We start from the raw sequence: 21,079 nt of genomic DNA on the forward strand, positions 1-21,079 counted from the left end.
TCCTTACCGGGGCGCTCTATCGTCTTGTCGAGCGAGGGTAATACTTGCTCGCGCTGTCAGGGTATTACAGGGGATCAGGGGAGGGCTTCATGGCCGAGACCGCTGCCAACACTCGTACCACCGACTGGCGCGCCTGGCAGGAGAGCTGGGACCGGCAACAGGAGTGGTACATGCCCGATCGCGAGGAGCGGTTCCGGGTGATGCTCGACATGGTCGAGGCGTTTGTCGGGTCCACGCCCCGGGTGCTCGACCTCGCGTGCGGCACGGGGAGCATCACGGACCGGCTGCTGAGCCGGTTCCCCGGTGCCACCAGTGTGGGGGTCGACCTCGATCCGGCGCTGCTGGCCATCGCGCGGGGCACGTTCGAGGGGGACGAGCGGGTCCGGTTCGTGACCGCCGACCTCAAGGATCCGCGGTGGACCGAGGCGCTGCCGTACGACTCGTACGACGCGGTGCTCACCGCCACCGCCCTGCACTGGCTGCACTCCGAACCCCTCGCGACGCTCTACGGTCAGGTCGCCGGGCTCGTCCGCGACGGCGGCGTGTTCATGAACGCGGACCACATGATCGACCAGACGACGCCGAGGATCAATGCGGCGGAGCGGGGGTTGCGGCATGCGCGGATGGACGCCGTCAAGGCCGGTGGGGCGGTGGACTGGGCGGAGTGGTGGGGGCTTGCCGCGGCGGATCCGGTGTTGGCGGGGCCGACGGCTGAGCGGTTCGAGATCTACGGGGAGCATGCGGATGGGGACATGCCGTCGGTGTCCTGGCATGCGGAGGCGCTGCGCGGGGGTGGGTTCGGGGAGGCGCGGGCCGTGTGGTGTTCGCCGTCCGACGCGGTGGTCCTGGCCGTTCGGTGAGGGTGTGAGTAAGCCCCCGCGGCGACGGCGTTGAGGTCTCGGGGCTCTGCCCCGGACCCCGCTGCTCAATCGCCGCAGGGGCTTGAATGGCTCACCCGCCGCCGAAAGGCCTGCTCAATCGCCGCAGGGGCTCTAAATGCCTACAGGACCTTCGACAGGAAGGACTGGGTGCGTTCCTGTTGGGGGTTGGTGAGGACCTCGCGGGGGTCGCCGGCTTCGACCACCACGCCGTCGTCCATGAAGACGAGGCTGTCGCCGACCTCGCGGGCGAAGCCCATCTCGTGGGTGACGACGATCATCGTCATGCCGGACTCGGCGAGGTCGCGCATGACGTCGAGGACCTCGCCGACCAGCTCCGGGTCGAGCGCGGACGTCGGCTCGTCGAAGAGCATCAGCTTCGGGTCCATCGCCAACGCGCGGGCGATCGCCACGCGCTGCTGCTGGCCGCCGGAGAGCTGCGAGGGGTAGCTGTCGGCCTTGTCGGCGAGGCCGACCCGCTCGAGCAGTTCCTTGGCCCGCGTACGGGCCTGGGACCTCGACTGCTTCTTGACCTGGACCGGCGCCTCCATGACGTTCTCTACGGCCGTCATGTGCGGGAAGAGGTTGAAGCGCTGGAACACCATGCCGATGTCCCGGCGCTGCTGCGCGACTTCCCGGTCCCGCAGTTCGTGCAGCTTGTCGCCCTGCTGCCGGTAGCCGACCAGGTGCCCGTCGACGTAGAGCCGCCCGGCGTTGACCTTCTCCAGGTGGTTGATGCAGCGCAGGAACGTCGACTTGCCGGAGCCGGAGGGGCCGATGAGGCAGAAGACCTCGCCCTGCTTGACCTCCAGGTCGATGCCCTTGAGGACCTCTACGTGACCGAAGGACTTGTGGACCTGTTCGGCCTTGACCATGGCCTCACTCATGCCATGCCTCCGTTCGGACGGCCCAGGGAGATCAGCGTTCCGCGCACCTTCTGCCAGGGCGTGGACGCCAGTTGGCGGCTGGTGCCGCGGGCGTAGTACCGCTCGATGTAGTACTGGCCGACGCTGAGGATCGACGTCATGATCAGGTACCAGGCGGCGGCGAGGAAGTACATCTCCACCGGCGAACCGGACTGCTGGCCGATGTCCTGGGCGGCCCGGAACAGTTCGACGAACTGCACCATCGACACCAGGGACGTCGTCTTCAGCATGTTGATGACTTCGTTGCCCGTGGGCGGCACGATCACGCGCATCGCCTGCGGGATGATCACGCGGCGCAGCGTCTTGCCGTGGCTCATGCCGAGCGCGTGCGAGGCCTCGGTCTGGCCCTCGTCGACCGACTGCAGGCCGGCGCGGCAGATCTCCGCCATGTACGCGGCCTCGTTGAGGCCGAAGCCGAGCAGCGCCGTCAGGAACGGCGTCATGAAGGACGACCAGTAGTCCTTGTAGATCGGCCCGAGGTTGATGTACTCGAAGACGAGGCCCAGGTTGAACCAGATGAACAGCTGGACCAGGACCGGGGTGCCGCGGAAGAACCAGATGTAGAACCAGGAGATGGAGCTGGTCACCGGGTTCTTCGACAGGCGCATGACGGCGAGCACGATACCGCCGACGATGCCGATCACCATCGCGAGGACGGTGAGGAGCAGCGTCTTCAGGGCGCCGGTGACGATCCGGTCGTCGAAGAAATAGTCCGGGATGGCGCCCCAGTTGATCTTGCCCTGGCCGAAGGCGTACACGATCAGGGCCAGCAGGGCGATGGCGATGAACGCCGAGAGATACCGCCCGTAGTGCCGCACCGGGATCGCCTTGATGGCTGCCGGCGGGGCCGCGGGCGGCGGCGTGTCCTGGGGGCCGCCGCCCGTCTTGTCTATGTCAACAGACACGGATGTTGCCTTTCACGACGTCGCGGACGTCCATGACGTGAGCCGCGCGGTCAATGACGTGGAACGCGCGGTCACTTGCCGCCGTTGAGGGTCGCCGACTTCACGGCACCCGCCTCGACGCCCCACTTGGCGATGACCTTGTCGTACTCGCCGCTCTTGATGATCGCGTCCAGCGCGGCCTTGATGGCGTCGCGCAGCTGCTTCTGGTCCTTGGAGACCGCGACGCCGTACGGGGCGGCCTCGACCTGGTCGCCGACGAGCTGGAAGTCCTTGCCACCGCCCGCGGTCTTGACCGCGTACGCGGCGACCGGGAAGTCGGAGGAGCCGGCGTCCGCGCCGCCGGAGCGCAGACGGGTCTGCGCCTGCTGGTCGTCGTCGAAGGACTGGATGCCGAGCTTCTTGCCGCTCTTGCACTTCTTGGCCTGCGACTTGGCGAGGTCGTGGGAGACCGTGCCGCGCTGCACGACGATCTTCTTGCCGCAGAGGTCGTCCCAGGTCTTGATGCCCTGGGTCTTGCCCTTCGGTGTGTAGATCGAGACGCCCGCGTTGAAGTAGTCGACGAAGTCGACGCCGTCGCCGACCTTCTTGCCGGTGTCGGAGTCGACGCCGTTCTGACGGTCCTTGGTGTCGGTCATGGCCGACATGGCGATGTCGTAGCGGTTCGACTTCAGGCCCGTGACCAGGGTGTCGAACGTGGCGTTCTGGAACTGGAACGTCACGCCGAGCTGCTTGCCCATCGCCTTCGCGAGGTCGGGGTCGATGCCGATCGCCTTGCCGGCCTTGTCCTTGAACTCGACGGGCGCGTACGCGATGTCGGAGCCGACCCGGATGACGCCCTTGTCGCGGATCTCCTTCGGCAGCTTGTCCGCGAGCGGCGCGGACGTGGACCCGGACTTGGTGCTGTCGTCGGACTTGGTCTGGTCTCCGCAGCCGGTCAGCAGCAGAGTGCCGGCGACCGCGATCGCGCCGACCGCGGCTATCCGGGACTTCGCGGACTTCGCGGTCGTGCGCTGGGTGGTGCTTGCGGTCATTGTTGGTTCCTCCGGCGGGTGTGGGAGTTGCCGTGCTGGTCGCCTTGGCACACGCCTTCGGGTGTCGCGACCTCGTGTGATGAGGCATCTTGCCATTCGGACTTGCCGATTCAGGAGGTCAGGCATGTCAAAATCGGGTAACGGGTGCCCGAAGAGTGCCAACGACCCCCGGTTTCAGGGTGCATGGGGGGTACAGCATCTGCGGAACTTCCGCCCCACGACCGGAGATCCTCCGGCGGACCGCCCGCTGTCTCACCATTCGGGCGGACTTCCCTCGTTTTGTGCGATCGACTTGTGGACTTGTCCATATATTCGGCTATGAGTCATGTCACCGGGGCGTGATCGATCACGGGCGGGCTCGTCCCGGACACCGCCCGTCAGGTAAGAAGGATCCTTACACCCCTCATCCGGGGCTCAGGGCGCGCGTGCGGCGCGTCCGTCGCGCAGGTGCCCACAGGGCGGCCCACAACAGGACCGTCCGGCGCGTGCGCGGTGCCCGCCCGTCCCTCAATCAGGGACGGAACCACCCTCAACCTGTGCAACATGACTTAAGGGGTCAGAAAAGTGGCAGCGGAGATCGTCAACCCTCGCAGCGACGCGAGTACCGGCAACGAGGGCTCCGACGAGCCCTTCGATCCGGCTTTCGCGCTGCACCGTGGCGGCAAGATGGCCGTGCAGGCCACCGTGCCGGTCCGCGACAAGGACGACCTGTCCCTGGCGTACACGCCCGGCGTCGCGAAGGTGTGCAGCGCGATCGCCGAGCAGCCGGAGCTCGTCCACGACTACACGTGGAAGTCGAGCGTCGTGGCCGTCGTGACGGACGGTTCGGCCGTTCTCGGACTCGGTGACATCGGTCCCGAGGCCTCCCTCCCGGTGATGGAGGGCAAGGCCATTCTCTTCAAGCAGTTCGGTGGCGTGGACGCGGTGCCGCTCGCGCTCTCGACGAACGACGTGGACGAGATCGTCGACACCGTCGTGCGCCTCGCCCCGTCCTTCGGCGGCGTGAACCTCGAGGACATCTCGGCCCCGCGCTGCTTCGAGATCGAGAAGAAGCTCCAGGAGCGCCTCGACATCCCGGTCTTCCACGACGACCAGCACGGCACGGCCGTCGTGACGCTGGCCGCCCTGAAGAACGCGGCCCGGCTCAGCGGGCGGACGCTCGGCGAGCTGCGTGCCGTGATCTCCGGCGCCGGTGCTGCGGGCGTCGCGATCGCGAAGTTCCTTCTTGAGGCGGGCCTCGGCGACGTGGCGGTCACGGACCGCAAGGGCATCGTCAGCCGGGACCGCGAGGACCTCACGCCGGTCAAGCGCGAGCTTGCCGAGATCACCAACAAGGCGGGCCTGTCCGGCTCCCTCGAGGACGCCCTCGCGGGCGCCGACGTCTACATCGGTGTCTCCGGCGGTACGGTCCCCGAGCCCGCGGTCGCCTCCATGGCGCCGGGTTCCTTCGTGTTCGCGATGGCCAACCCGAACCCCGAGGTGCACCCCGACGTCGCGCACAAGTACGCGGCTGTCGTGGCGACCGGGCGTTCGGACTTCCCGAACCAGATCAACAACGTGCTCGCGTTCCCCGGCATCTTCGCCGGCGCGCTCCAGGTCCGGGCCTCCCGGATCACCGAGACGATGAAGATCGCCGCCGCCGAGGCGCTGGCCGCGGTGGTCGGTGACGAGCTGTCCGCCGAGTACGTGATCCCGTCGCCGTTCGACGAGCGGGTGGCGCCGGCCGTTACGGCGGCGGTTGCCGCTGCGGCTCGGGCGGAGGGTGTGGCGCGCCGGTAGTTCTCGGCTCGCTCGGCTTGCTTGGCTCGTTCGCCTTGCTTGGCTCGCTCGGCTCGTTTGGTGAAGGCCCCGCCTCTGGCGGGGCCTTTCCCGTGTGCGTGGCGTTGGCGGCTACGGGACGTGTGTCACAGGTGGCGGAGGTTCCCCGGCCAGGGGACGGCGCCTATCGTCAAGGTCATGTTCGCCGCCTACGCAGCCCGAATCGACCGTGATCAGCCGCTGAACGGCCTGGAGTTGGGGGAGCGGCCCGCCCCCGAGAACCGGCCCGGCTGGACCACCGTGAACGTCAAGGCCGCCTCCCTCAACCACCACGATCTGTGGTCGCTTCGCGGGGTCGGCCTGGGGGAGGAGTCCCTGCCGATGATCCTCGGCTGCGACGCAGCCGGGATCGACAGCGAGGGCAACGAGGTGGTCCTGCACTCCGTCATCGGCCAGACCGGATACGGGGTCGGGCCCCGCGAGAAGCGCTCGATCCTCACCGAGAAGTACCAGGGCACCTTCGCCGAGCAGGTCACCGTGCCCGAGTGGAACGTGCTGCGCAAGCCTCGCGAGTTGTCGTTCGAGGAGGCCGCGTGCCTGCCGACCGCGTGGCTCACCGCGTACCGGATGCTCTTCACCAACGCGGGCGTACGTCCCGGTGACTCGGTCCTCGTGCAGGGTGCGGGCGGCGGGGTCGCGACGGCCGCGATCGTGCTCGGCAAGGCGGCGGGGCTGCGGGTCTTCGCGACCAGCCGTGACGAGGCGAAGCGCAAGCGGGCCCTGGAGCTCGGTGCCGAGGAGGCCGTGGAGACGGGCGCGCGGCTGTCGCAACGGGTGGACGCCGTGATCGAGACGGTGGGCGCCGCCACCTGGTCGCACTCCGTCAAGTCCCTGAAGCCGGGCGGGACCCTGGTCATCTCGGGCGCGACGAGCGGGCCGAACCCGCCCGCCGCGGAACTGAACCGGATCTTCTTCCTCGAACTCAAGGTGGTCGGCTCCACCATGGGGTCCAAGGACGAGCTGGAGGACCTGCTGTCCTTCTGTGCCGCCACGGGTGTCCGGCCGGTGATCGACGAGGTGCTGCCGCTGGACCGGGCTCGTGAGGGCTTCCAGAAGATGGCCGGCGGCGAGCTGTTCGGGAAGGTTGTGCTGAGCGTCTGACGCGGCGCTGGGAGGGGCGTGCCGGTGGTCTGCCGGGGCGCCCCTTTTCGCGTCCAGATTGTCAACTGCGGTTGACGCCTGATGCCCGTCAACTTACATTGACAACATGACTGATGCGACGGATCTCGCCGAGCAGGCGGGGGCCCGCGATCCGCGGGTCGGGCTGCGGGCGGTCGCCGCGTTGCGGCGGCTCCTTGAGCAGCTGGAAGCGGTACAGGTGCGCAGTGCGCGCAATCAGGGGTGGTCGTGGCAGGAGATCGCGGCCGAACTCGGGGTCAGCCGGCAGGCCGTGCACAAGAAGTACGGGAGGCGATGAACGATGTTCGAGAGGTTCACCCAGGGTGCGCGGGACGTGGTGAAGGGGGCCGTCGCCCAGGCCGAGCGGGAGCGTGCGGAGCGCGTCGACGAGGGGCACGTGTTGCTCGCGCTCCTCGACGGGAGTGGGACGCGCGGCGCGTTTGCGCTCGGGGCGCTCGGGGCGGATACGGAGGAGCGGCGTGCGTCGATCGGGCGGGCGCTTGCGGGGGTTCGGCGCAGGGCGGGGCTTTCGCGGGCCGACGCGGAGGCGCTTGCGGGGATCGGGATCGATGTGGAAGAGGTCGTCTCACGGGTTGAACAGGCCCATGGTGAGGGGGTGTTGACCGGTGGGCGGCGGGTCGGTGGGCGGCGGCCGTTCAGCCGTGAGGCGAAGGGGGTGCTCGAGTCCTCCCTGCGTATCGCCCTCGCTCACCACGACCGGGCGATCGGCGACGAGCACGTGCTGCTCGCGCTTGCTACCCGGCCGGGTGTCGCCTCCGAGGTGTTGGCGGAGCACGGGGTGACCGTGGCGGGGATCGAGCGGGTGCTGTACGGGGGCGGGGAGGCGGTGGCGGGCTGATCCGGGCCTACGCCTTCGGTGTCCGTAGGGTCGCGCCGATGCGGGTCGCCGCCTCCGTCAAGTGGCGGCGGGCCTCGCCGAGTTGGGAGTTCGTGACGCCGTGGTCGCGGGCCGCGTCGCGGATGTCGTCACGGAAGCGGTCCAGGAGGCGGTCCAGGTCGCGGGCCGGGTCGCCGCTGGTGGAAGCGTCCTCCGTGGCCCACGACGGGACGTACTCGGTGGGCACCTCGTCGCTCGGCGGGCGGTACTGGGGCTCGGCCGGGGTTGTGGGTCCGGCGTCCTTGCTCCAGGACTTGCCGAACTCGCCGAATTCCTTGGCCAGTTCCGTGAGGCCCTCGCGCACCCCCGTCGGCCAGTCGCCGCGCGTGAAGTGGACCTGCACCTGCTCCTGGACGCGCTTGGCCATGCGCTGGAAGTCCTCCGCCGCCTGCGCCCGCACCTGCTCCTGCGACTCCTTGGCCTGGCGGCGCGCCCGCTGGGCCTCCTCGCGGGCCCGGCGGCTCTCGTCCTTCGCGCGCCGCGCCTGCTCCTTCCACTCGTGCTTGGCGCGCCGCACCTCCTCCTTGGTGGCGTCCCAGGCCTCCTTGTTGGTGAAGTCACCCGGTCCCGTGCGGGTCCGGGACGCGGCGGCACGCACCTCGCGGCGCAGATCGCCCGCCGCTCCCCGCACGTCGTCCCTGATCTCCGCCGCCAGCTCGGCCACGGACTCGCGGATCTCCAGCTCGAGGTCGGCCAGCTCGCCGCTGCGGTCCGCCAGCTCGGCACGGCCCGCTTCGGTGATCGCGTAGACCTTCCGGCCGCCCTCCGTGGTGTGCGTGACCAGGCCCTCGGACTCCAGCTTGGCGAGGCGAGGGTAGACCGTGCCGGCCGAGGGCGCGTACAGCCCTTGGAAGCGTTCTTCGAGCAGGCGGATCACTTCGTACCCGTGGCGCGGCGCCTCGTCGAGCAGCTTCAGCAGGTAGAGGCGCAGGCGGCCGTGGGCGAAGACGGGGGGCATGTCAGAGCACCTTCTTGTCGGCGGGGGCAGCGGGGTCGGCAGGGGCGGCGGGGTCGGCGTCCCCCGGCGCGGGGGCGTCCGAGGGCTCCGGAGGGTGCGGGGCCTCTTCCGATGGGGGCCTGCGCAGCAGGGCGATCGATCCGGAGACCGTCGTCGCCTTCAGTTTGCCGGTGCCCGCGCCCAGGCGGCCGGTGATCTTGTGCGCGCCCCAGGAACCCGCCACCCGCAGGCCCTCAAAAGCGTTCGACACCGCTCCGCTCGCCGTGTTCGCCTCGACCTCCGTGTCCGCCGGGTGCGGGATGCGGATGGCGATCTCGCCGGAGACGCTCGTCAGACTCACGTCCGTGGGCCCCGCGGGGTCCAGGTCCACGATCATCGACCCGCTCACCGTGTCCGCCTTCACGAAGGAGCCCGAGCCGTCGACGACGGTCAGGTCCCCGGAGACCGAGTTGAACCGGAGGTCGCCGGTGACCGCCTGCGCCTCGACGCCACCGGACACCGTGCTGGTGCGCACCGGGCCCGTGACACCGACGAGTGTCGTGTCTCCGGTGACGCCCTTCACCTCCGTGGGCCCCTCCGTGCCCGAGACCACCGCGCCCGCGCCCACCACGCCGACCTCGACCCGCGTGTCCGCCGGCACCGCGAGCGAGACGACCGCGCTGCGGTTCCAGCCCTTGCGGTCGAGCCACTTGAGGAAGCCCTTCCAGGGCAGATCGTCGTACGCGACGGTGAGGGTGCCGTCCGACTGCGTCACGCGCAGGGGCGGTCCCTCGATCTCCGAGACCTCCAGACGGGCCGGGCCCTCGGCCGTCCCCACCACATTCACCGCACCACTCACGATGCGTACGTGCAGGGCCGACACCGGCTCGTCGAAGACGAGCTTCTGCGGCTCCGTGACGGACCACTCGGTCATGGTGCGACCTCCTCGACGGCCGGGAGTGAACGCGCCATATCGCGTTCTCTGTCAAACACGATATATCGCGGTTGGGGAAAGTCAAGACTGTCGCGGAAGTCCGTGCCCCGACGCCCGGTAGGCCGTCCAATTGCTGCGGTAATGCACCGACTTGCCCTAGCGTGGGGTCATGTCGTCCCTCGAACCCGCCGGTGCGCTGCTGCTCTGCCGCGCCGAACCGTCCGTCGTCGGGCCCGCCGCCCAGCTGCTGCGCGAGCGGATGCTGCTCACCCGCGCCGGACGTGAGTGGAGCGTCCTCGTACCCGAGGCGAAGCCGTGGCTGTCCATGGAGGACGGCGGCGGTGAACCCGTCGACCGGGTGCTCGGCGGCTGGGCGGGCGCGCTCGCCGTCGGCGCGACCTGGCCGGTGCTCGCGCTGTGGTGGGACGCCGACCGCAGCGGGTTCACGCTGGCCTCCGGGTTCCGCCGCCCCGTCGGTTACGAGTGGCTGGCGAACGGCACCCCGGTCGGCGAGGCCGAGGCGCTGCGCACCTTCGCGGCGCGCCTGGGCCTGGATCCCGTACTCGACCTGCAGGCCCTCGAAGCCCTCGCGAAACCCGACACCGGCGACAGTGCGGCCGACGCGCGCGCCCGCATGCTGGGCCTGCTCGCGGTGCTCACCCGCACCGGACTCGCCCTCCCCGCAGGACTGACCCCCGGCGAACCCGCCGACCGGCTGCGCGAGGTCGCGCGGATCCAGCCGGACGCGCAGCAGATCAGCTGGTCGGGCTGGCGCGACGCCGTGCACGCCGAGCTCGATGTCGTGGAGGCCACGAGCGTCGGCCCCTGGCTGCGCGGACCCAGGGCGCGGCTGATCGTCGCCGCCCAGCTCGCGGCCGGGCTGCCGCTCACCGTGCACGGCCTGCGGCGGCGCAGCGGCGGCTGGACCACCGCCGGGGCGCTTCTCCTGCTGCACGGGGCGCTCGGGTTCGCGTACGACAGGATGCGCGCGGCACGTAGGGCCGGTTAGCCGGTTGGCGCCTACTCGTCGTCGTCCTCGTCCTCGTCGTCGAGCCGCGCCAGCCACGTGGCGAGTCGCTCCACCGGGACCTCGAAGTCCGGGTTGAGGTCGACGAAGGTCCGCAGCTGCTCGGCGAGCCACTCGAAGGTGACCTCCTCCTCGCCTCGCCGCTTCTCCAGCTCTTCGATGCCGCGGTCCGTGAAGTACATGGGGCTGTTTCTCCTGCGTGCGGGGCCCGCGCGGGCGCGCGGGCGTGGTGTGACTGCCCACCAAGCCTATGGGGGCCGGCGACCATGAAGCCCGCCCGAGGGGTAGCTCCCGCTCATCCAGGGAAGGACCCTTGTCCCGCATGGGAGGTCGCGGGGAACGGGAAACGGGGGAGCGGTATGGGGCAGGAAGTGACCAGGGTCGCGCGGATCGCGCTGCCGGACGGGACGCCGGTGTGGGCCCGGATATCCGGTGCGACCGATGAACTGGGTGTGACCGAAGGGGAGTTGTCGTACTCCGACACCGGAATCACCGACCGAGTGGAGGCGAGTGTCGAGAGTCTGCACGCGCTCGTGACGGGGGTCGCGCGCTCCCTCGCACGGCCGCTGCGTGCCGTGCGCCCCGACGAGGTGAGCGTCGAATTCGGCGTCGAGCTGACGGCCAAGGCGGGCAAGGTCGTCGGGCTGCTCGCGGACGGTGAGGCGAAGGCGGGTATCAAGGTCACGCTGACCTGGAACGAAGGGCCGCCGGACCTGGAGAATCCGGACCCCGGCGCGTACCCCGGCGCCCCGGCGCACGGGGGAGCCGATCCGACCGTCGCCGGGGCCGGGGCATGACACCTGAGCGCGACGGGGGCGCATCGGGCAAGCGGGATGCGGCCCTCCTTGCACTGCGTGAACTCGTCATGGCGGCCACCGTGCGCATTCATCGCACAGGGTCCGGGTATGCAGCCGACGAACCCAAAAGCTTCGTCGGGAGCGGCTTCTTCATCGCCCCGAACTGGGTGTTGACCTGCGCACATGTGGCACGCGGCGGGGAAGGGGGCGAGCTGACGGTGGCCTACGAGAGCGGCCCTGGCCGCGGCACGACCCACGTACCGGGGGACGTCGTCGCCACGCTCCCCGAGGGTGTCGAACAAGCGGTGCCCGGCAAGTGGCCCGCCCCCGACCTCGCCCTCGTGCGGCTGCGCGAACCCGTCGACCATGAGTGCGTCTACGTAGCCGAGCGCCCCGCCTCGTACTACAGCGAGGGGGAGGTCTTCTACGCGGGCTGGACCGTGCTGGACGGACAGGTGTGCCGCCTCGACGGGCCGATCGCCGTCAAGGGCACCATCGGCGACTGGTCGTCCGGCGTGCAGCTGCGCCTCGGGGACAACGACCTGCCGTACGGGATCTCGGGAGGCCCCGTCGTCGACCCGGTGCGCGGCGAGGTCATCGGCGTACTGAAGTCGCGGGCGGACCACGGGCGGGGCGGCACGTCCATCGGGATCGAGCAGCTGCGCACGCTGCCCGCGGCGGTGCCGGGGCAGGCGGTGCGGGCCGAGCACGACGACCTCTACCAGTCGGTCTGCCACGCCCACGACCGCTACCACCGGGACCGCCAGCGGCAGTCGCAGCCCGCCCGGAACACCTGGGCCGATGTGCAGAGCCGGCTCGGCGCGCGGCCGGGGCGGACGCTCACCGCGGGCGAGCGCGTCCAGTTGCTCGGCCGGCTCGCCGACCTGCCGCCCCCGGTCAGCACCCGCGGTCTGCTCGACATCATGGAGTCGCTCCCGGAGTTCGAGGGGAGCGCCCCGCTGCCTTCGCCGCGTGGCTGGAGGGACGGGCTCGGGGCCCTCTACGAAGGCGCGCACGACGAGGGCGTGCGCGGGCTCGTGCTCGACTACGCGATGCGGGTCCTGTCGGCCGAGCGCCCGTTCGTCACGCCGGGCACGGCGAGCGCCGAGGCGGCCCTGTGGGAGTGGGTGCGGCAGGCCGGAGAGGGCAGGCTCGACGGCGCGCGCAGACGGCGCATCGAGAAGCAGCGCGTCGAGCGCCTGAAGCAGCGCAGACCACCAGGCGCGGCGCCCGAGCCCGCCCCGGACCGGGCCGCCCGGCCCGCCGCGCTGCTCGAACTCGTCGAGCGTGGCTGGGAACGGGACCACTGGGACTGGCAGGTGTACGTGACCCGGCCGGGCGGCGCGCGCGACTGCGTGCGGCAGGAGGAGCGCACCCCGACCGACGCCCTCCCGGAGCGGCTCGCCGCGCCCCTGGCGGAGGCCTTCCGGCAGTGCGACGAGCCGGGTTGGCCGGCGATCCTCCAGGTGGTGCTCCCGCACACCCGCCTCGACCTGCCGGTGGACGGCTGGCGGCTGCGGCCGGACGAGCCGCCGCTGGGCGTGCGCGGCCCCGTCGTGCTGCGCTGCGGCGACCGGGACCGGCTGCCGGGCGAGCCGGGGTTCGAGGACTTCGCCCCGGCCCCGCCCGAGTCGGACGCGGACCGCGCGGACCGCTGGCGCTGGCTGCACGCGCACGGCGCCAGGGCCGAGATCCTCGACTGCGACGACGGGGTGCCCAGGCCGGTGCCGGAGCACTTCGAGTTGCGCAATCTGTCGCCCGGATCCGTACCGGTGATGTGTCGCTATGGAGAGCATCGCTACGAGGACGACACCGAGGCCCTGGCCCGGGTGCTGCTGGGTGGCTTCGGTGTCGCCCTGTGGCGCCGCGGCCCGGCCCGCTCGGCGGCGGTGTGCGGCGAGTTCCACCGGGGCGCCGCCGTCACGGTGGCCGACGCGCGCGGGGCGCGGCATCTCCCGGAGCGCGTCCACGAGTTGCGCAGAAAGCTCCTGGCGAGCCACACGGAGGCGTACTGGGCCGACGGCATCGCCCTGTTCTACGACGATCCGGAACAGCCTCTCCCGAGCGCCTGGGAACTTCTGGAGGCGCCGTGACGCGACCGCGTCGAACCGCCGCCGGACCGGTCGGCCCGAAGATCGCCACGAGGCCCAACTGCCCCGCCTCAGAAGGGCCCTTCAGGCCAGCTCTCCACGGAGCCCTTACCAGCGCCACGAACCATCGATACCGTGAGGCACGTCCCTTCGGCTGCCCTGCTGGACGAGTGACGACGAGGACCGGACCATGACCGAATCCAGTGAGTGGCTCATCTACCGTGGCGCCGGCGAACCCCACGAGGGCCTCGACCGTCTGCCCCCGCCGCCGCCCTGGCGCGACTTCTCGGGGCGGTCCACCGACGAATCGGCCGCGGGCGACGGATCGGAGGACCGCAGGCTCGGCGCGCACCGGCACCTGGCGGAGCTGCACAGGCCCGGCGCCGAAGAGCTCGAAATGATCAACGCGGCGCTGTATCTGCGCCGCCCCCTGCTCGTGACGGGCAGCCCCGGCGCGGGCAAGAGCACGCTCGCGCACTCGGTGGCGTACGAGCTGGGTCTGGGCAACGTACTGCGGTGGTCCATCGTCAGCCGGTCCACGCTCCAGGACGGGCTCTACCACTACGACGCGATCGCCCGCCTCCAGGACGTGCAGATCGCGGCGCAGGGCGGTTTCGGCTCGGCGGGCGGATCGCCGGGGGCGGTGGAGGGGATCGGTAGCTACATCCGGCTCGGGCCGCTGGGCACCGCGCTGTTGGCGTCGCCGACGCCGCGGGTGCTGCTCATCGACGAGCTCGACAAGAGCGACATCGACCTCCCCAACGACCTGCTGAACGTGCTGGAGGAGGGCGAGTTCGCGATACCCGAACTGGAGCGGGTCGCCGACCGGTTACCGGACGGCGAGGCCGAGGTGCTCACCGCCGACGGCGTCAAGGTCCGCGTCCGCGACGGCCGGGTGCGCTGCAACGCCTTTCCGTTCGTGGTGCTCACCAGCAACGGGGAGCGCGACTTCCCCGCCCCGCTGATGCGCCGCTGCATCCACCTCGAACTCGGCAGGCCGGACCACAACCGGCTCGCCACCTTCGTACGCGCCCACCTCGGCGACGAGGCGGCACGCGCGGGCGACGATCTGATCAACCGGTTCCTGGAGCGCTCCCGCAGCGAACTCCTCGCGACCGACCAGCTGTTGAACGCGATCTACCTGACCGACGCGGCCGCCCCCACCAGCCGCGAATCCTTCGCAGACCTCCTGATCCAGCGACTCGACCGCCCGAGGTGAAGCGGTGACTCCGGACGCGACGGCGCGTCAGGGTCCCGGTTCGCCCTCGGAACCCGGAAGCCAGGGCGGCGACCCGGTCTCCGAACTCGTCGCCAGGCTGCGGCAGGTGGGGCTCGACCCCGACGCCGAAGGACTGTGCGACGCGCTGTGGCTGGCCCGGTACGCCCGCCGCCCCGAGCAGCCCGCGGAGCAGACGGAAGCGGCGCCGGGCGGGCGGCCCGCCCGCGAGCTGCCGCGGCCGGCCCCGCTGCCGGCCACCCCGCCTCCCACGCCCCCGGAGAGCGAGCCCGAGGGGCCGACACCCCAGGCGTACGACGCGAGCGGTGACCGGCGGGTGGCCCTGTACCCCGTGCCGCGCGCCGGTGGTGGCCGCGCGCGCGGCGGAGGCCGCACCGCCCCGCTCCCGGTCGGCGTCCCGGCGGCGCCCGCGTTCCCTGCCCCGCTCGAACTCCAGCGCGCACTGCGCCCGTTGCAGGGCTATCGCAGCGCCGCTCCGCCGCTGCGCTCGGTGCTCGACGAGACGGCGACCGCGGAGCGCACCGCGCGCGCGGGCGGCCTCGTGCTGCCGGTGTTCCGCGCGGTGACCCGTGCCGACGCGCGGCTGCACCTCGTGATGGACGCCTCCTCGTCGATGCGCGTGTGGGACCGGATGTTCGGCGAACTGGAGCGGGTCTTCGGCCAGTTGGGCGCCTTCTCGGACATCCAGGTCAGCTATCTGCACGAGGGCCCCGACGCGCAGGCCGCCGTCAGCCGCAGCCCCGAGCTGTACGCGGCGCCCCTGCACTCCACCGACCGGCTCAGCGACCCGTCGGGGCGCCAGGTCGCCATCCTTGTCAGCGACTGCGCGGGCCCGCTGTGGCGCAGCGGCCGCGCCCACCGACTCCTGCACCAGCTGGCGCGGCAGGCCCCCGTCGCCGTGCTCCAGCCGCTGCCGCAGCGCATGTGGAACCGGACCCGACTGCCTGTCTCCTACGGTGAGTTGACCCGCGGCGAGGGTCTCGGCGGCGCCGCCGCGCTGCGCGTGCGGACGACGGCGGGGCCCCCGGCCGCGGCCCGCGCGGGCGCGCTCCCGGTGCCTGTCCTGCCGCCCGAGCCGGTGGCACTCGGCGCCTGGGCGCGGCTGCTGTCGGGGGCCGGCGCGGGGCCGGTTTCGGGGGCCGTCGGCTGGGTCAGGGCGGACCAGCCGCGGGCGTCGGCGGGGCGGCAGGCGCAGCGCCCCTCGGTGCTCGAACTGGTCAGCCGGTTCCGCTCCACCGCATCGCCGGACGCGAGCCGGCTCGCCGGGTTCCTGGCGGCGGCCCCGCTGTGCCTGCCGGTGATGCAGCTGGTGCAGCGGACCATGCTGCCCGGCTCGGGCCCCTCCGAACTGGCCGAGGTGCTGCTCAGCGGGCTGCTCACCCGGGCCAAGGACGAGCACGGCGGCGACGGCGTCCAGTGGTACGAGTTCGCGCGGGGCGTGCAGGAGTCGCTGCTCGGTCCGCTCGGCAGGGACGAGGCCGTGCTGGTCCTCAAGCACTGCTCGGAGTACATCGAGGCCCGCTTCGGCAAGGGCGGCCCCAACTTCCCGGCGCTTGCGCTGGCGCAGCTCGGCGACGGCGGCGGAGCGGGGGCGGCCGACGCCGTCGGCACGGCGCGCCCCACCGGCACCGGCTACCGGCCGCCGGGCGCCGTCGAGGGCGAGAACGGGGACGGCGGGGCGGGCGGCGCCGACCTGGTCCCGCAGCCCTTCGCGGAGGTCGCCGCGCAGGTCCTGGAGCGCTTCATGCCGCTGCCCGAACAGTTCGCGCTGTACGGGAGCCCGGGGCACACGGGGCCGCAGGAGACACCGCCGACCCACCCCGCGGTCACCCGGGCCCGTGAGCTCGCCGCGCGCTTCGACCACGAGCGCATGGTCCAGGACCTCATCGACGCCGTGCAGCTGCTGCGCGGTGCGACCGAACACGAGACGCCCACGGAGCGGGACTTCGAGCTGTGGGCCGAGTACGCCCTCTGTGTGCTGCGCCTGTGGGAGGTGCAGGGCGGCGCGGAGCTGCTGCGCGAGGCCGAGCAGGCCGCCGAGCGCGCCGCCGCCCACCCGCACGCGCTGCGCGAACGTGCCGTCCTCGCGCGCGTGCTCTCCACCGCCGCCACGGACCGCAGGCGCCGCGGCGACCGGCACGGCGCGCTGGAACTGCTGCGCAGGGCCGACCGGGAGTACGCGGTGGCCTGCTCGGCGCCCGACCTGCGGGAGGGGCAGGCGCTGCGGCTCACCCTGGAGCGGGTCGGCGCCATGGAGGCACAGTGGCGGCTCGGTGGTGACAGCGCGCTGCTCCAGGGCGCGGTCGGCATGCTGGAGGCGTTCGTCGATACGTGGCAGGGTCACCACCACCCGCCCGAACTCCCGCTCGCCCACGGGCGGGTCCTGCTGCGGCTCTCCGGGGTGACGTCCGACAGGGAACAGGCGCGCCGGTACGCGCAGCAGAGCGCACAGTCGCTGCGCGAGGGCCTCGACGGCGACGCCGACGCGATCGCGCACCTGCCGCGTGTGCGCATCGTCCTCGACCTGGTGGACGCGCTCCTCGCGGCGGGCGGCGCACTGGACGAGGCGCAGGCGCGCGTCGACGAGGCGCTGCCGCTCGCCGCGGACCAGGGCCTGCGGGCCGGACTGCTGCTGCGCGCCGGACGCATCCGGGTGGCGCGCTTCGAGGAATCGGGCGACCCGCGCGAACTCCAGGGAGCGGACGACAGCTTCGGGAGCGCCGCACAGCGCATGCCGCGGGAGGCATCCGCCCACGCCGACGTACTCGCCGAATGGGGCGAGGCGCTGCTGCGTCGCGCCGCGCTGGAGTCGGGATCCCGGGCCCAGCAGTCGCAGTCGATCTCCCGCTCCATCCGCGTCCTGCGGGACTGCCGCAGCGAGACGGCGGCGGGCAGTCCCAAGCTGGCCGGCCGGCTGCTGCTCCTCGGCCGCGCGCTGATGCTCCGCTACCGCGCGCGTGCCGACCGCGTCGACCTGCGCGAGGCCGAGCACCTTCTCGGCCTCGCCGCGGCCGAGGCCGGCGATCCGCTCCTCGCGGCGCAGTGCTGGTTGGAGCTGGGGCAGGTGCAGTACGAGGCGTACCGCAGCCTCGGCCGTCCGGCCCGTCTCGGCGAGGCCGTGGAGGCGTTCCGTCTTGCGGCGGACTGCGCCCGGGAGGCCGAGGAGGACGCGGCGACGGACCAACGGCGGCGGCACGCCGTGGAATTGGGTGCGCAGGCGCAGCACTGGCGGGGTATGTCCTACGAGGCGGCGGCTCGCCCGCGAGCCGCGCGCGAGTCCTACCGGGCGGCACGCGCGGGATGGTCGAAGCTGCCGGAGGACAGCCTGGGAGCAGGCGCTCCGACGGCTCACGACACGGCGGAACGGCTGGCCGCGCTGCAATGAGCCGCACTGCAATGAGCCGATGTGCAGTGAGCCGATGGCGAAGGAACGCGAGGGGGACGCTGTGAACGGACAGGACGAACCGGTGGAGGCCGCCGAGGGGGCGGAGGGGGAGGAGTCGCTGCCCGACCTGACGCAGCTCGCCCTGAAGGACCTGACGAGCATTCAACACCCGGTGCTTCAAGAGGTGTTGGCCGATCTACGGGATCGCGCGGGGCGGCCCGGCGAAACGCTCTGGGGGTGGAACAACTCCTTCACCTGAGGCGCCGCGGGACCCGCGCTGCGTGGTTTCGGTCGCGTGGTCCACCGAATAGGACAGTTCGAAAGCACCGCGTTTGAGGCCGCGACCGCGACGGTATGCGGTTCCCTGCGAGTGCGGTCCTGAAACGGGCGTACGACATGGGGGTGCAGGTGTGTCCGTAGAGACCGCTCCCCGTCCGGCGCCCGAACCCCCGTTTCCGTTCCGGCAGTTCATCGTCAAGGTCCACGGCCGCTGCAACCTCGCCTGCCGGTACTGCTACCTCTACGAAGGCCCGGACCACACCTGGCGCACCCGGCCCGCCGCCGCGTCCCGCGCCGTCCTGGACCGCACCGCGTACCGCATCGCCGAGCACGCCCGCGCCCATCAACTGACGGCGCTCTCCGTGGTGTTGCACGGCGGCGAGCCGCTGCTGGCCGGCGCCGCCGCACTCGGCCGGTTCATCGATCTGGTCCGCGACCGGGTACCCGCCGGATGCACGGTCCGCGCCACCGTCCAGACCAACGCCACGCTGCTCAACGAGCGCAGCCTCGCGACCCTGGCCCGGCACGACATCAGCATCGGCATCAGCCTCGACGGGGGCACCGCCGAGCGCAACGCACTCCGCGTCGACCACGCGGGCCGCCCTTCCTGGCCCGCCGCCGCACGCGGGGCACGGCTGGTCGCCGAGCGCTTCCCGCGGTCCTTCGCCGGGATCCTCGCGGTCGTGGACCCCGCGCAGGACCCCGTCGGGACCTACGAGTCCCTGCTCGCCCTCGGACCGCCCGCCCTGGACCTGCTGCTGCCGCACGGCAACTGGACGAACCCGCCGCCGCACTGGGACAGCACGGGAACGGTCCACGGGGACTGGCTGTGCGCCGTCTTCGACCGCTGGTGGGAGGCCGGGCGCCGGGAGACACGGATCCGCCTCTTCGAGGAGTGCATCGCGCTGCTCCTCGGCCTTCCGGCGGCCACGGAGTCGCTGGGGCTCGCGCCCTTCGACGCCGTGGTCGTCGAGACGGACGGATCGATCGAGCAGGTGGACTCCCTGAAATCGGCCTACGAGGGCGCGGCCGCGACCGGCCTCGGCGTCTTCGACAACGACTTCGACGAAGCCCTCGCGCATCCGGGGGTGGTCGCCCGGCAGGCGGCCGCCACGGAACTGTCGGGACAGTGCCGGGCCTGCCCCCTGCTGACCGTCTGCGGAGGCGGTCACTACGCGCACCGCTACCGGGCGGGCAGCGGATTCCGCAACCCCTCCGTGTACTGCGCCGACCTGCAGCGGTTCATCCGCCATGTGGCCGCACGGGTCGCGGAGCCGCCCGCCGCGGCCGTCCCGGTCTCTCCCGAAAGGAGCACCCCGTGATGCTCTCGGAGGTCCCGGACCCGGTCCTCGACGAACTCGGCCGGACCGAAGGCGGCCCGGACACGCTCGCGCTCCTCGTGCACGACCAGGACACCCGGCGCCTGCTGCTGCTCCGCGCCCTCCTCGACGCGGCGGACGCGGCGGACCCGAGGGTGTGCTCCCCGGAGCAGAAGGCGCGGCTGAAGGACGACTGGGCGCTGCTGACCGAGGCGGAGGACAAGCCGCGGTCGGCCGGGCCCCGGGGCGCGCCCTCGGCCCGGGACCGGATCCGCTATCCGCTCACCGGACCGTGGGCCCTGCGGTGCCTGCGCGGCCTGGACCGGGCCGTGGGCTCCGCCGAGCCGGACGAGGCGCGCCGACTGGCCCTCGACCTCGGCCACTTCAGCGCGCTGGCCGCCGTGTCCGCCGCGCGCGCAGGCATCCCCTTCACGACGCGCCTGACCGCCCACGACGGCACCCTGAACCTCCCGTCCCTCGGCAGCCTGGGCACCGCCCCGTCCGACGACGTGCACGTCGAAGTCGTCGCCCGTGACGGCTGGATGAGGCTGCGTCGGCACGGCGGCGCCGACGTCGTCGTCTTCCTGGAGAACGGGTTCGGCGCGTGGTCGGGCTCGCGCGCGTGGACGCCCGCCCACGCGCTGCCCGGGCTGACCCCCGAGGCCGCACCCATGCCCCTGGACGACCTCGACCCGTACCGCACGGGACCAGAGCCCCGCCATCGCACCCAGAGCGGTCCGACGACGCTGGACGACGCGGAACGCAAACGCTGGCTCATGGCCTGGTCGGGCACCGCCGCGGTGCTGCGCACGGGCGGCGCGCACCGGCTGACGGAGGCCCTGGCGCTGCTGCGCTGCCTCGTGCCCCTGGAGATGCCGCCGGGCGCGGAGGCGCGGGGCGGTTGCAGCGCCACCCGGCGCGAGGCGTTCGGCGCCCTGCTCACCAGCACCCCGCCCACGTCGGCCGCCTTCGCGGCAACGGTCGTCCACGAACTCCAGCACGCGAAGCTCTCCGCCCTGAGCGACGCCGTGGTGCTCCACCAAGGTGACGGCCGCGCCCGGTACTTCGCGCCCTGGCGCCCCGACCCGCGACCGTACGACGGGCTCCTCCAGGGCGCCTACGCGCATCTGGCACTGGCCGACTTCTTCCAGCGCCGGGCGCTTTCCGTGCCCTCCCGCGCCGAGTCCGCCTGGACCCAGTACAGTCGCTACCGGGTCCAGGTGGGAGCCGTGCTCCCGGTGCTCGTCGGCTCGCCCGACCTGACCGCGCGCGGGCGCCGCTTCGTCGACCAGATGGTCGTCGCGTACGAACGCATGGACGCGCACCCCGCGCCACGTGGCCATACGGCGCGCGCGGAGGCGTACGTGAGTGCCGTCCGCACCCTGTGGACGCAGCGACAGTCCTCGACCACCCGTCCGAATGAGTGAAGATGTCGGCGGACCGGTGTTCCGCTGCGCGAAGATCCTGGAACCAAGGCGTAGTTGGCGGTGTGACACTTA

The 21,079-nt window shown here is 72.0% G+C and carries 19 protein-coding genes; 13 read left to right on the top strand and 6 right to left on the bottom strand.

Translation table 11 applies throughout. The features are described 5' to 3' along the window. Positions 1-89 precede the first annotated feature (89 nt). Positions 90-860 carry a class I SAM-dependent methyltransferase gene (locus OHA73_RS28440; protein ID WP_327656454.1) on the top strand — a complete coding sequence of 257 codons (771 nt, stop codon included), beginning with the start codon at positions 90-92 and terminating at the stop codon, positions 858-860. Between the two features lie 140 nt (positions 861-1,000). On the opposite strand, the gene OHA73_RS28445 is transcribed toward OHA73_RS28440, so the two are convergent. From OHA73_RS28445 to OHA73_RS28455, 3 genes are all read right to left on the bottom strand, one after another. Continuing rightward, a complete protein-coding gene (locus OHA73_RS28445; RefSeq protein ID WP_327658539.1) occupies positions 1,001-1,753 on the bottom strand; it encodes an amino acid ABC transporter ATP-binding protein in 753 nt (250 codons plus the stop codon). 8 nt (positions 1,754-1,761) lie between these two features. Next, positions 1,762-2,709, bottom strand: coding sequence for an amino acid ABC transporter permease (locus OHA73_RS28450; RefSeq protein WP_267069274.1), 948 nt, complete (start codon positions 2,707-2,709; stop codon positions 1,762-1,764). Between the two features lie 71 nt (positions 2,710-2,780). Beyond that, positions 2,781-3,740 carry an ABC transporter substrate-binding protein gene (locus tag OHA73_RS28455; protein WP_266713982.1) on the bottom strand — a complete coding sequence of 320 codons (960 nt, stop codon included), beginning with the start codon at positions 3,738-3,740 and terminating at the stop codon, positions 2,781-2,783. Positions 3,741-4,304: 564 nt separating this feature from the next. Here OHA73_RS28455 and OHA73_RS28460 point away from each other — a divergent pair. From OHA73_RS28460 to OHA73_RS28475, 4 genes are all read left to right on the top strand, one after another. After that, positions 4,305-5,519: an NAD(P)-dependent malic enzyme gene (locus OHA73_RS28460; RefSeq protein ID WP_266713984.1), complete on the top strand. Its 1,215-nt coding sequence runs from the start codon at positions 4,305-4,307 to the stop codon at positions 5,517-5,519. Positions 5,520-5,696: 177 nt separating this feature from the next. Beyond that, on the top strand, positions 5,697-6,659 hold the full coding sequence (locus tag OHA73_RS28465) for a zinc-binding dehydrogenase (RefSeq protein ID WP_266713986.1): 963 nt from the start codon (positions 5,697-5,699) through the stop codon (positions 6,657-6,659). A gap of 106 nt (positions 6,660-6,765) precedes the next feature. Further along, complete coding sequence (locus OHA73_RS28470) at positions 6,766-6,975, top strand: helix-turn-helix domain-containing protein (protein ID WP_267069270.1); 210 nt, start codon at positions 6,766-6,768, stop codon at positions 6,973-6,975. 3 nt (positions 6,976-6,978) lie between these two features. Next, positions 6,979-7,536 carry a Clp protease N-terminal domain-containing protein gene (locus OHA73_RS28475; RefSeq protein WP_266713990.1) on the top strand — a complete coding sequence of 186 codons (558 nt, stop codon included), beginning with the start codon at positions 6,979-6,981 and terminating at the stop codon, positions 7,534-7,536. Between the two features lie 7 nt (positions 7,537-7,543). Here the strand turns inward: OHA73_RS28475 and OHA73_RS28480 are convergent, their stop codons facing one another. Together OHA73_RS28480 and OHA73_RS28485 are read right to left on the bottom strand one after the other, a co-directional pair. Then, on the bottom strand, positions 7,544-8,533 hold the full coding sequence (locus tag OHA73_RS28480) for a PadR family transcriptional regulator (RefSeq protein ID WP_327656455.1): 990 nt from the start codon (positions 8,531-8,533) through the stop codon (positions 7,544-7,546). Position 8,534: 1 nt separating this feature from the next. Beyond that, positions 8,535-9,446 carry a DUF4097 family beta strand repeat-containing protein gene (locus OHA73_RS28485; RefSeq protein ID WP_327656456.1) on the bottom strand — a complete coding sequence of 304 codons (912 nt, stop codon included), beginning with the start codon at positions 9,444-9,446 and terminating at the stop codon, positions 8,535-8,537. A gap of 169 nt (positions 9,447-9,615) precedes the next feature. Between OHA73_RS28485 and OHA73_RS28490 the strand changes: the two genes are divergently transcribed. After that, positions 9,616-10,455: a hypothetical protein gene (locus OHA73_RS28490; RefSeq protein WP_266713996.1), complete on the top strand. Its 840-nt coding sequence runs from the start codon at positions 9,616-9,618 to the stop codon at positions 10,453-10,455. Positions 10,456-10,466: 11 nt separating this feature from the next. On the opposite strand, the gene OHA73_RS28495 is transcribed toward OHA73_RS28490, so the two are convergent. Continuing rightward, the gene (locus tag OHA73_RS28495; RefSeq protein WP_266713998.1) at positions 10,467-10,655 is read right to left on the bottom strand and encodes a DUF6104 family protein; all 189 of its coding nucleotides are present in this window, start codon (positions 10,653-10,655) and stop codon (positions 10,467-10,469) included. A 177-nt stretch (positions 10,656-10,832) separates the two neighbouring features. Between OHA73_RS28495 and OHA73_RS28500 the strand changes: the two genes are divergently transcribed. From OHA73_RS28500 to OHA73_RS28530, 7 genes are all read left to right on the top strand, one after another. Continuing rightward, positions 10,833-11,270 carry a CU044_2847 family protein gene (locus OHA73_RS28500; RefSeq protein WP_266714000.1) on the top strand — a complete coding sequence of 146 codons (438 nt, stop codon included), beginning with the start codon at positions 10,833-10,835 and terminating at the stop codon, positions 11,268-11,270. Beyond that, positions 11,267-13,363 (top strand): VMAP-C domain-containing protein, encoded by a 2,097-nt coding sequence (locus tag OHA73_RS28505; RefSeq protein ID WP_327656457.1) that lies wholly within the window; start codon positions 11,267-11,269, stop codon positions 13,361-13,363. The genes OHA73_RS28500 and OHA73_RS28505 overlap by 4 nt, the downstream gene beginning before the upstream one ends. A 187-nt stretch (positions 13,364-13,550) precedes the next feature. Next, positions 13,551-14,579 carry an AAA family ATPase gene (locus OHA73_RS28510; protein WP_266714004.1) on the top strand — a complete coding sequence of 343 codons (1,029 nt, stop codon included), beginning with the start codon at positions 13,551-13,553 and terminating at the stop codon, positions 14,577-14,579. A gap of 4 nt (positions 14,580-14,583) precedes the next feature. Further along, positions 14,584-17,982 (top strand): SAV_2336 N-terminal domain-related protein, encoded by a 3,399-nt coding sequence (locus tag OHA73_RS28515; protein ID WP_327656458.1) that lies wholly within the window; start codon positions 14,584-14,586, stop codon positions 17,980-17,982. A 34-nt stretch (positions 17,983-18,016) separates the two neighbouring features. Then, on the top strand, positions 18,017-18,241 hold the full coding sequence (gene fxsA, locus OHA73_RS28520) for an FxSxx-COOH cyclophane-containing RiPP peptide (RefSeq protein ID WP_327656459.1): 225 nt from the start codon (positions 18,017-18,019) through the stop codon (positions 18,239-18,241). Between the two features lie 151 nt (positions 18,242-18,392). Beyond that, positions 18,393-19,583 (top strand): FxsB family cyclophane-forming radical SAM/SPASM peptide maturase, encoded by a 1,191-nt coding sequence (locus tag OHA73_RS28525; protein WP_266714010.1) that lies wholly within the window; start codon positions 18,393-18,395, stop codon positions 19,581-19,583. Next, positions 19,583-21,007, top strand: a complete 1,425-nt coding sequence (locus OHA73_RS28530; RefSeq protein ID WP_327658540.1) for an aKG-HExxH-type peptide beta-hydroxylase — start codon at positions 19,583-19,585, stop codon at positions 21,005-21,007. The genes OHA73_RS28525 and OHA73_RS28530 overlap by 1 nt, the downstream gene beginning before the upstream one ends. The last annotated feature ends 72 nt before the right edge of the window (positions 21,008-21,079 follow it).

The sequence above is a fragment of the Streptomyces sp. NBC_00483 genome, assembly GCF_036013745.1.
Lineage (GTDB): Bacteria > Actinomycetota > Actinomycetes > Streptomycetales > Streptomycetaceae > Streptomyces.

What these genes read in the sequence shown, in the direction of transcription:
- OHA73_RS28440 (WP_327656454.1), top strand. Translation starts at nt 90, where the DNA reads ATGGCCGAGACCGCTGCCAACACTCGTACCACCGACTGGCGCGCCTGG.
- OHA73_RS28445 (WP_327658539.1), bottom strand. Translation starts at nt 1,753, where the DNA reads ATGGTCAAGGCCGAACAGGTCCACAAGTCCTTCGGTCACGTAGAGGTC.
- OHA73_RS28455 (WP_266713982.1), bottom strand. Translation starts at nt 3,740, where the DNA reads ATGACCGCAAGCACCACCCAGCGCACGACCGCGAAGTCCGCGAAGTCC.
- OHA73_RS28465 (WP_266713986.1), top strand. Translation starts at nt 5,697, where the DNA reads ATGTTCGCCGCCTACGCAGCCCGAATCGACCGTGATCAGCCGCTGAAC.
- OHA73_RS28470 (WP_267069270.1), top strand. Translation starts at nt 6,766, where the DNA reads ATGACTGATGCGACGGATCTCGCCGAGCAGGCGGGGGCCCGCGATCCG.
- OHA73_RS28475 (WP_266713990.1), top strand. Translation starts at nt 6,979, where the DNA reads ATGTTCGAGAGGTTCACCCAGGGTGCGCGGGACGTGGTGAAGGGGGCC.
- OHA73_RS28480 (WP_327656455.1), bottom strand. Translation starts at nt 8,533, where the DNA reads ATGCCCCCCGTCTTCGCCCACGGCCGCCTGCGCCTCTACCTGCTGAAG.
- OHA73_RS28485 (WP_327656456.1), bottom strand. Translation starts at nt 9,446, where the DNA reads ATGACCGAGTGGTCCGTCACGGAGCCGCAGAAGCTCGTCTTCGACGAG.
- OHA73_RS28490 (WP_266713996.1), top strand. Translation starts at nt 9,616, where the DNA reads ATGTCGTCCCTCGAACCCGCCGGTGCGCTGCTGCTCTGCCGCGCCGAA.
- OHA73_RS28495 (WP_266713998.1), bottom strand. Translation starts at nt 10,655, where the DNA reads ATGTACTTCACGGACCGCGGCATCGAAGAGCTGGAGAAGCGGCGAGGC.
- OHA73_RS28500 (WP_266714000.1), top strand. Translation starts at nt 10,833, where the DNA reads ATGGGGCAGGAAGTGACCAGGGTCGCGCGGATCGCGCTGCCGGACGGG.
- OHA73_RS28505 (WP_327656457.1), top strand. Translation starts at nt 11,267, where the DNA reads ATGACACCTGAGCGCGACGGGGGCGCATCGGGCAAGCGGGATGCGGCC.
- OHA73_RS28510 (WP_266714004.1), top strand. Translation starts at nt 13,551, where the DNA reads ATGACCGAATCCAGTGAGTGGCTCATCTACCGTGGCGCCGGCGAACCC.
- fxsA (WP_327656459.1), top strand. Translation starts at nt 18,017, where the DNA reads ATGGCGAAGGAACGCGAGGGGGACGCTGTGAACGGACAGGACGAACCG.
- OHA73_RS28530 (WP_327658540.1), top strand. Translation starts at nt 19,583, where the DNA reads ATGCTCTCGGAGGTCCCGGACCCGGTCCTCGACGAACTCGGCCGGACC.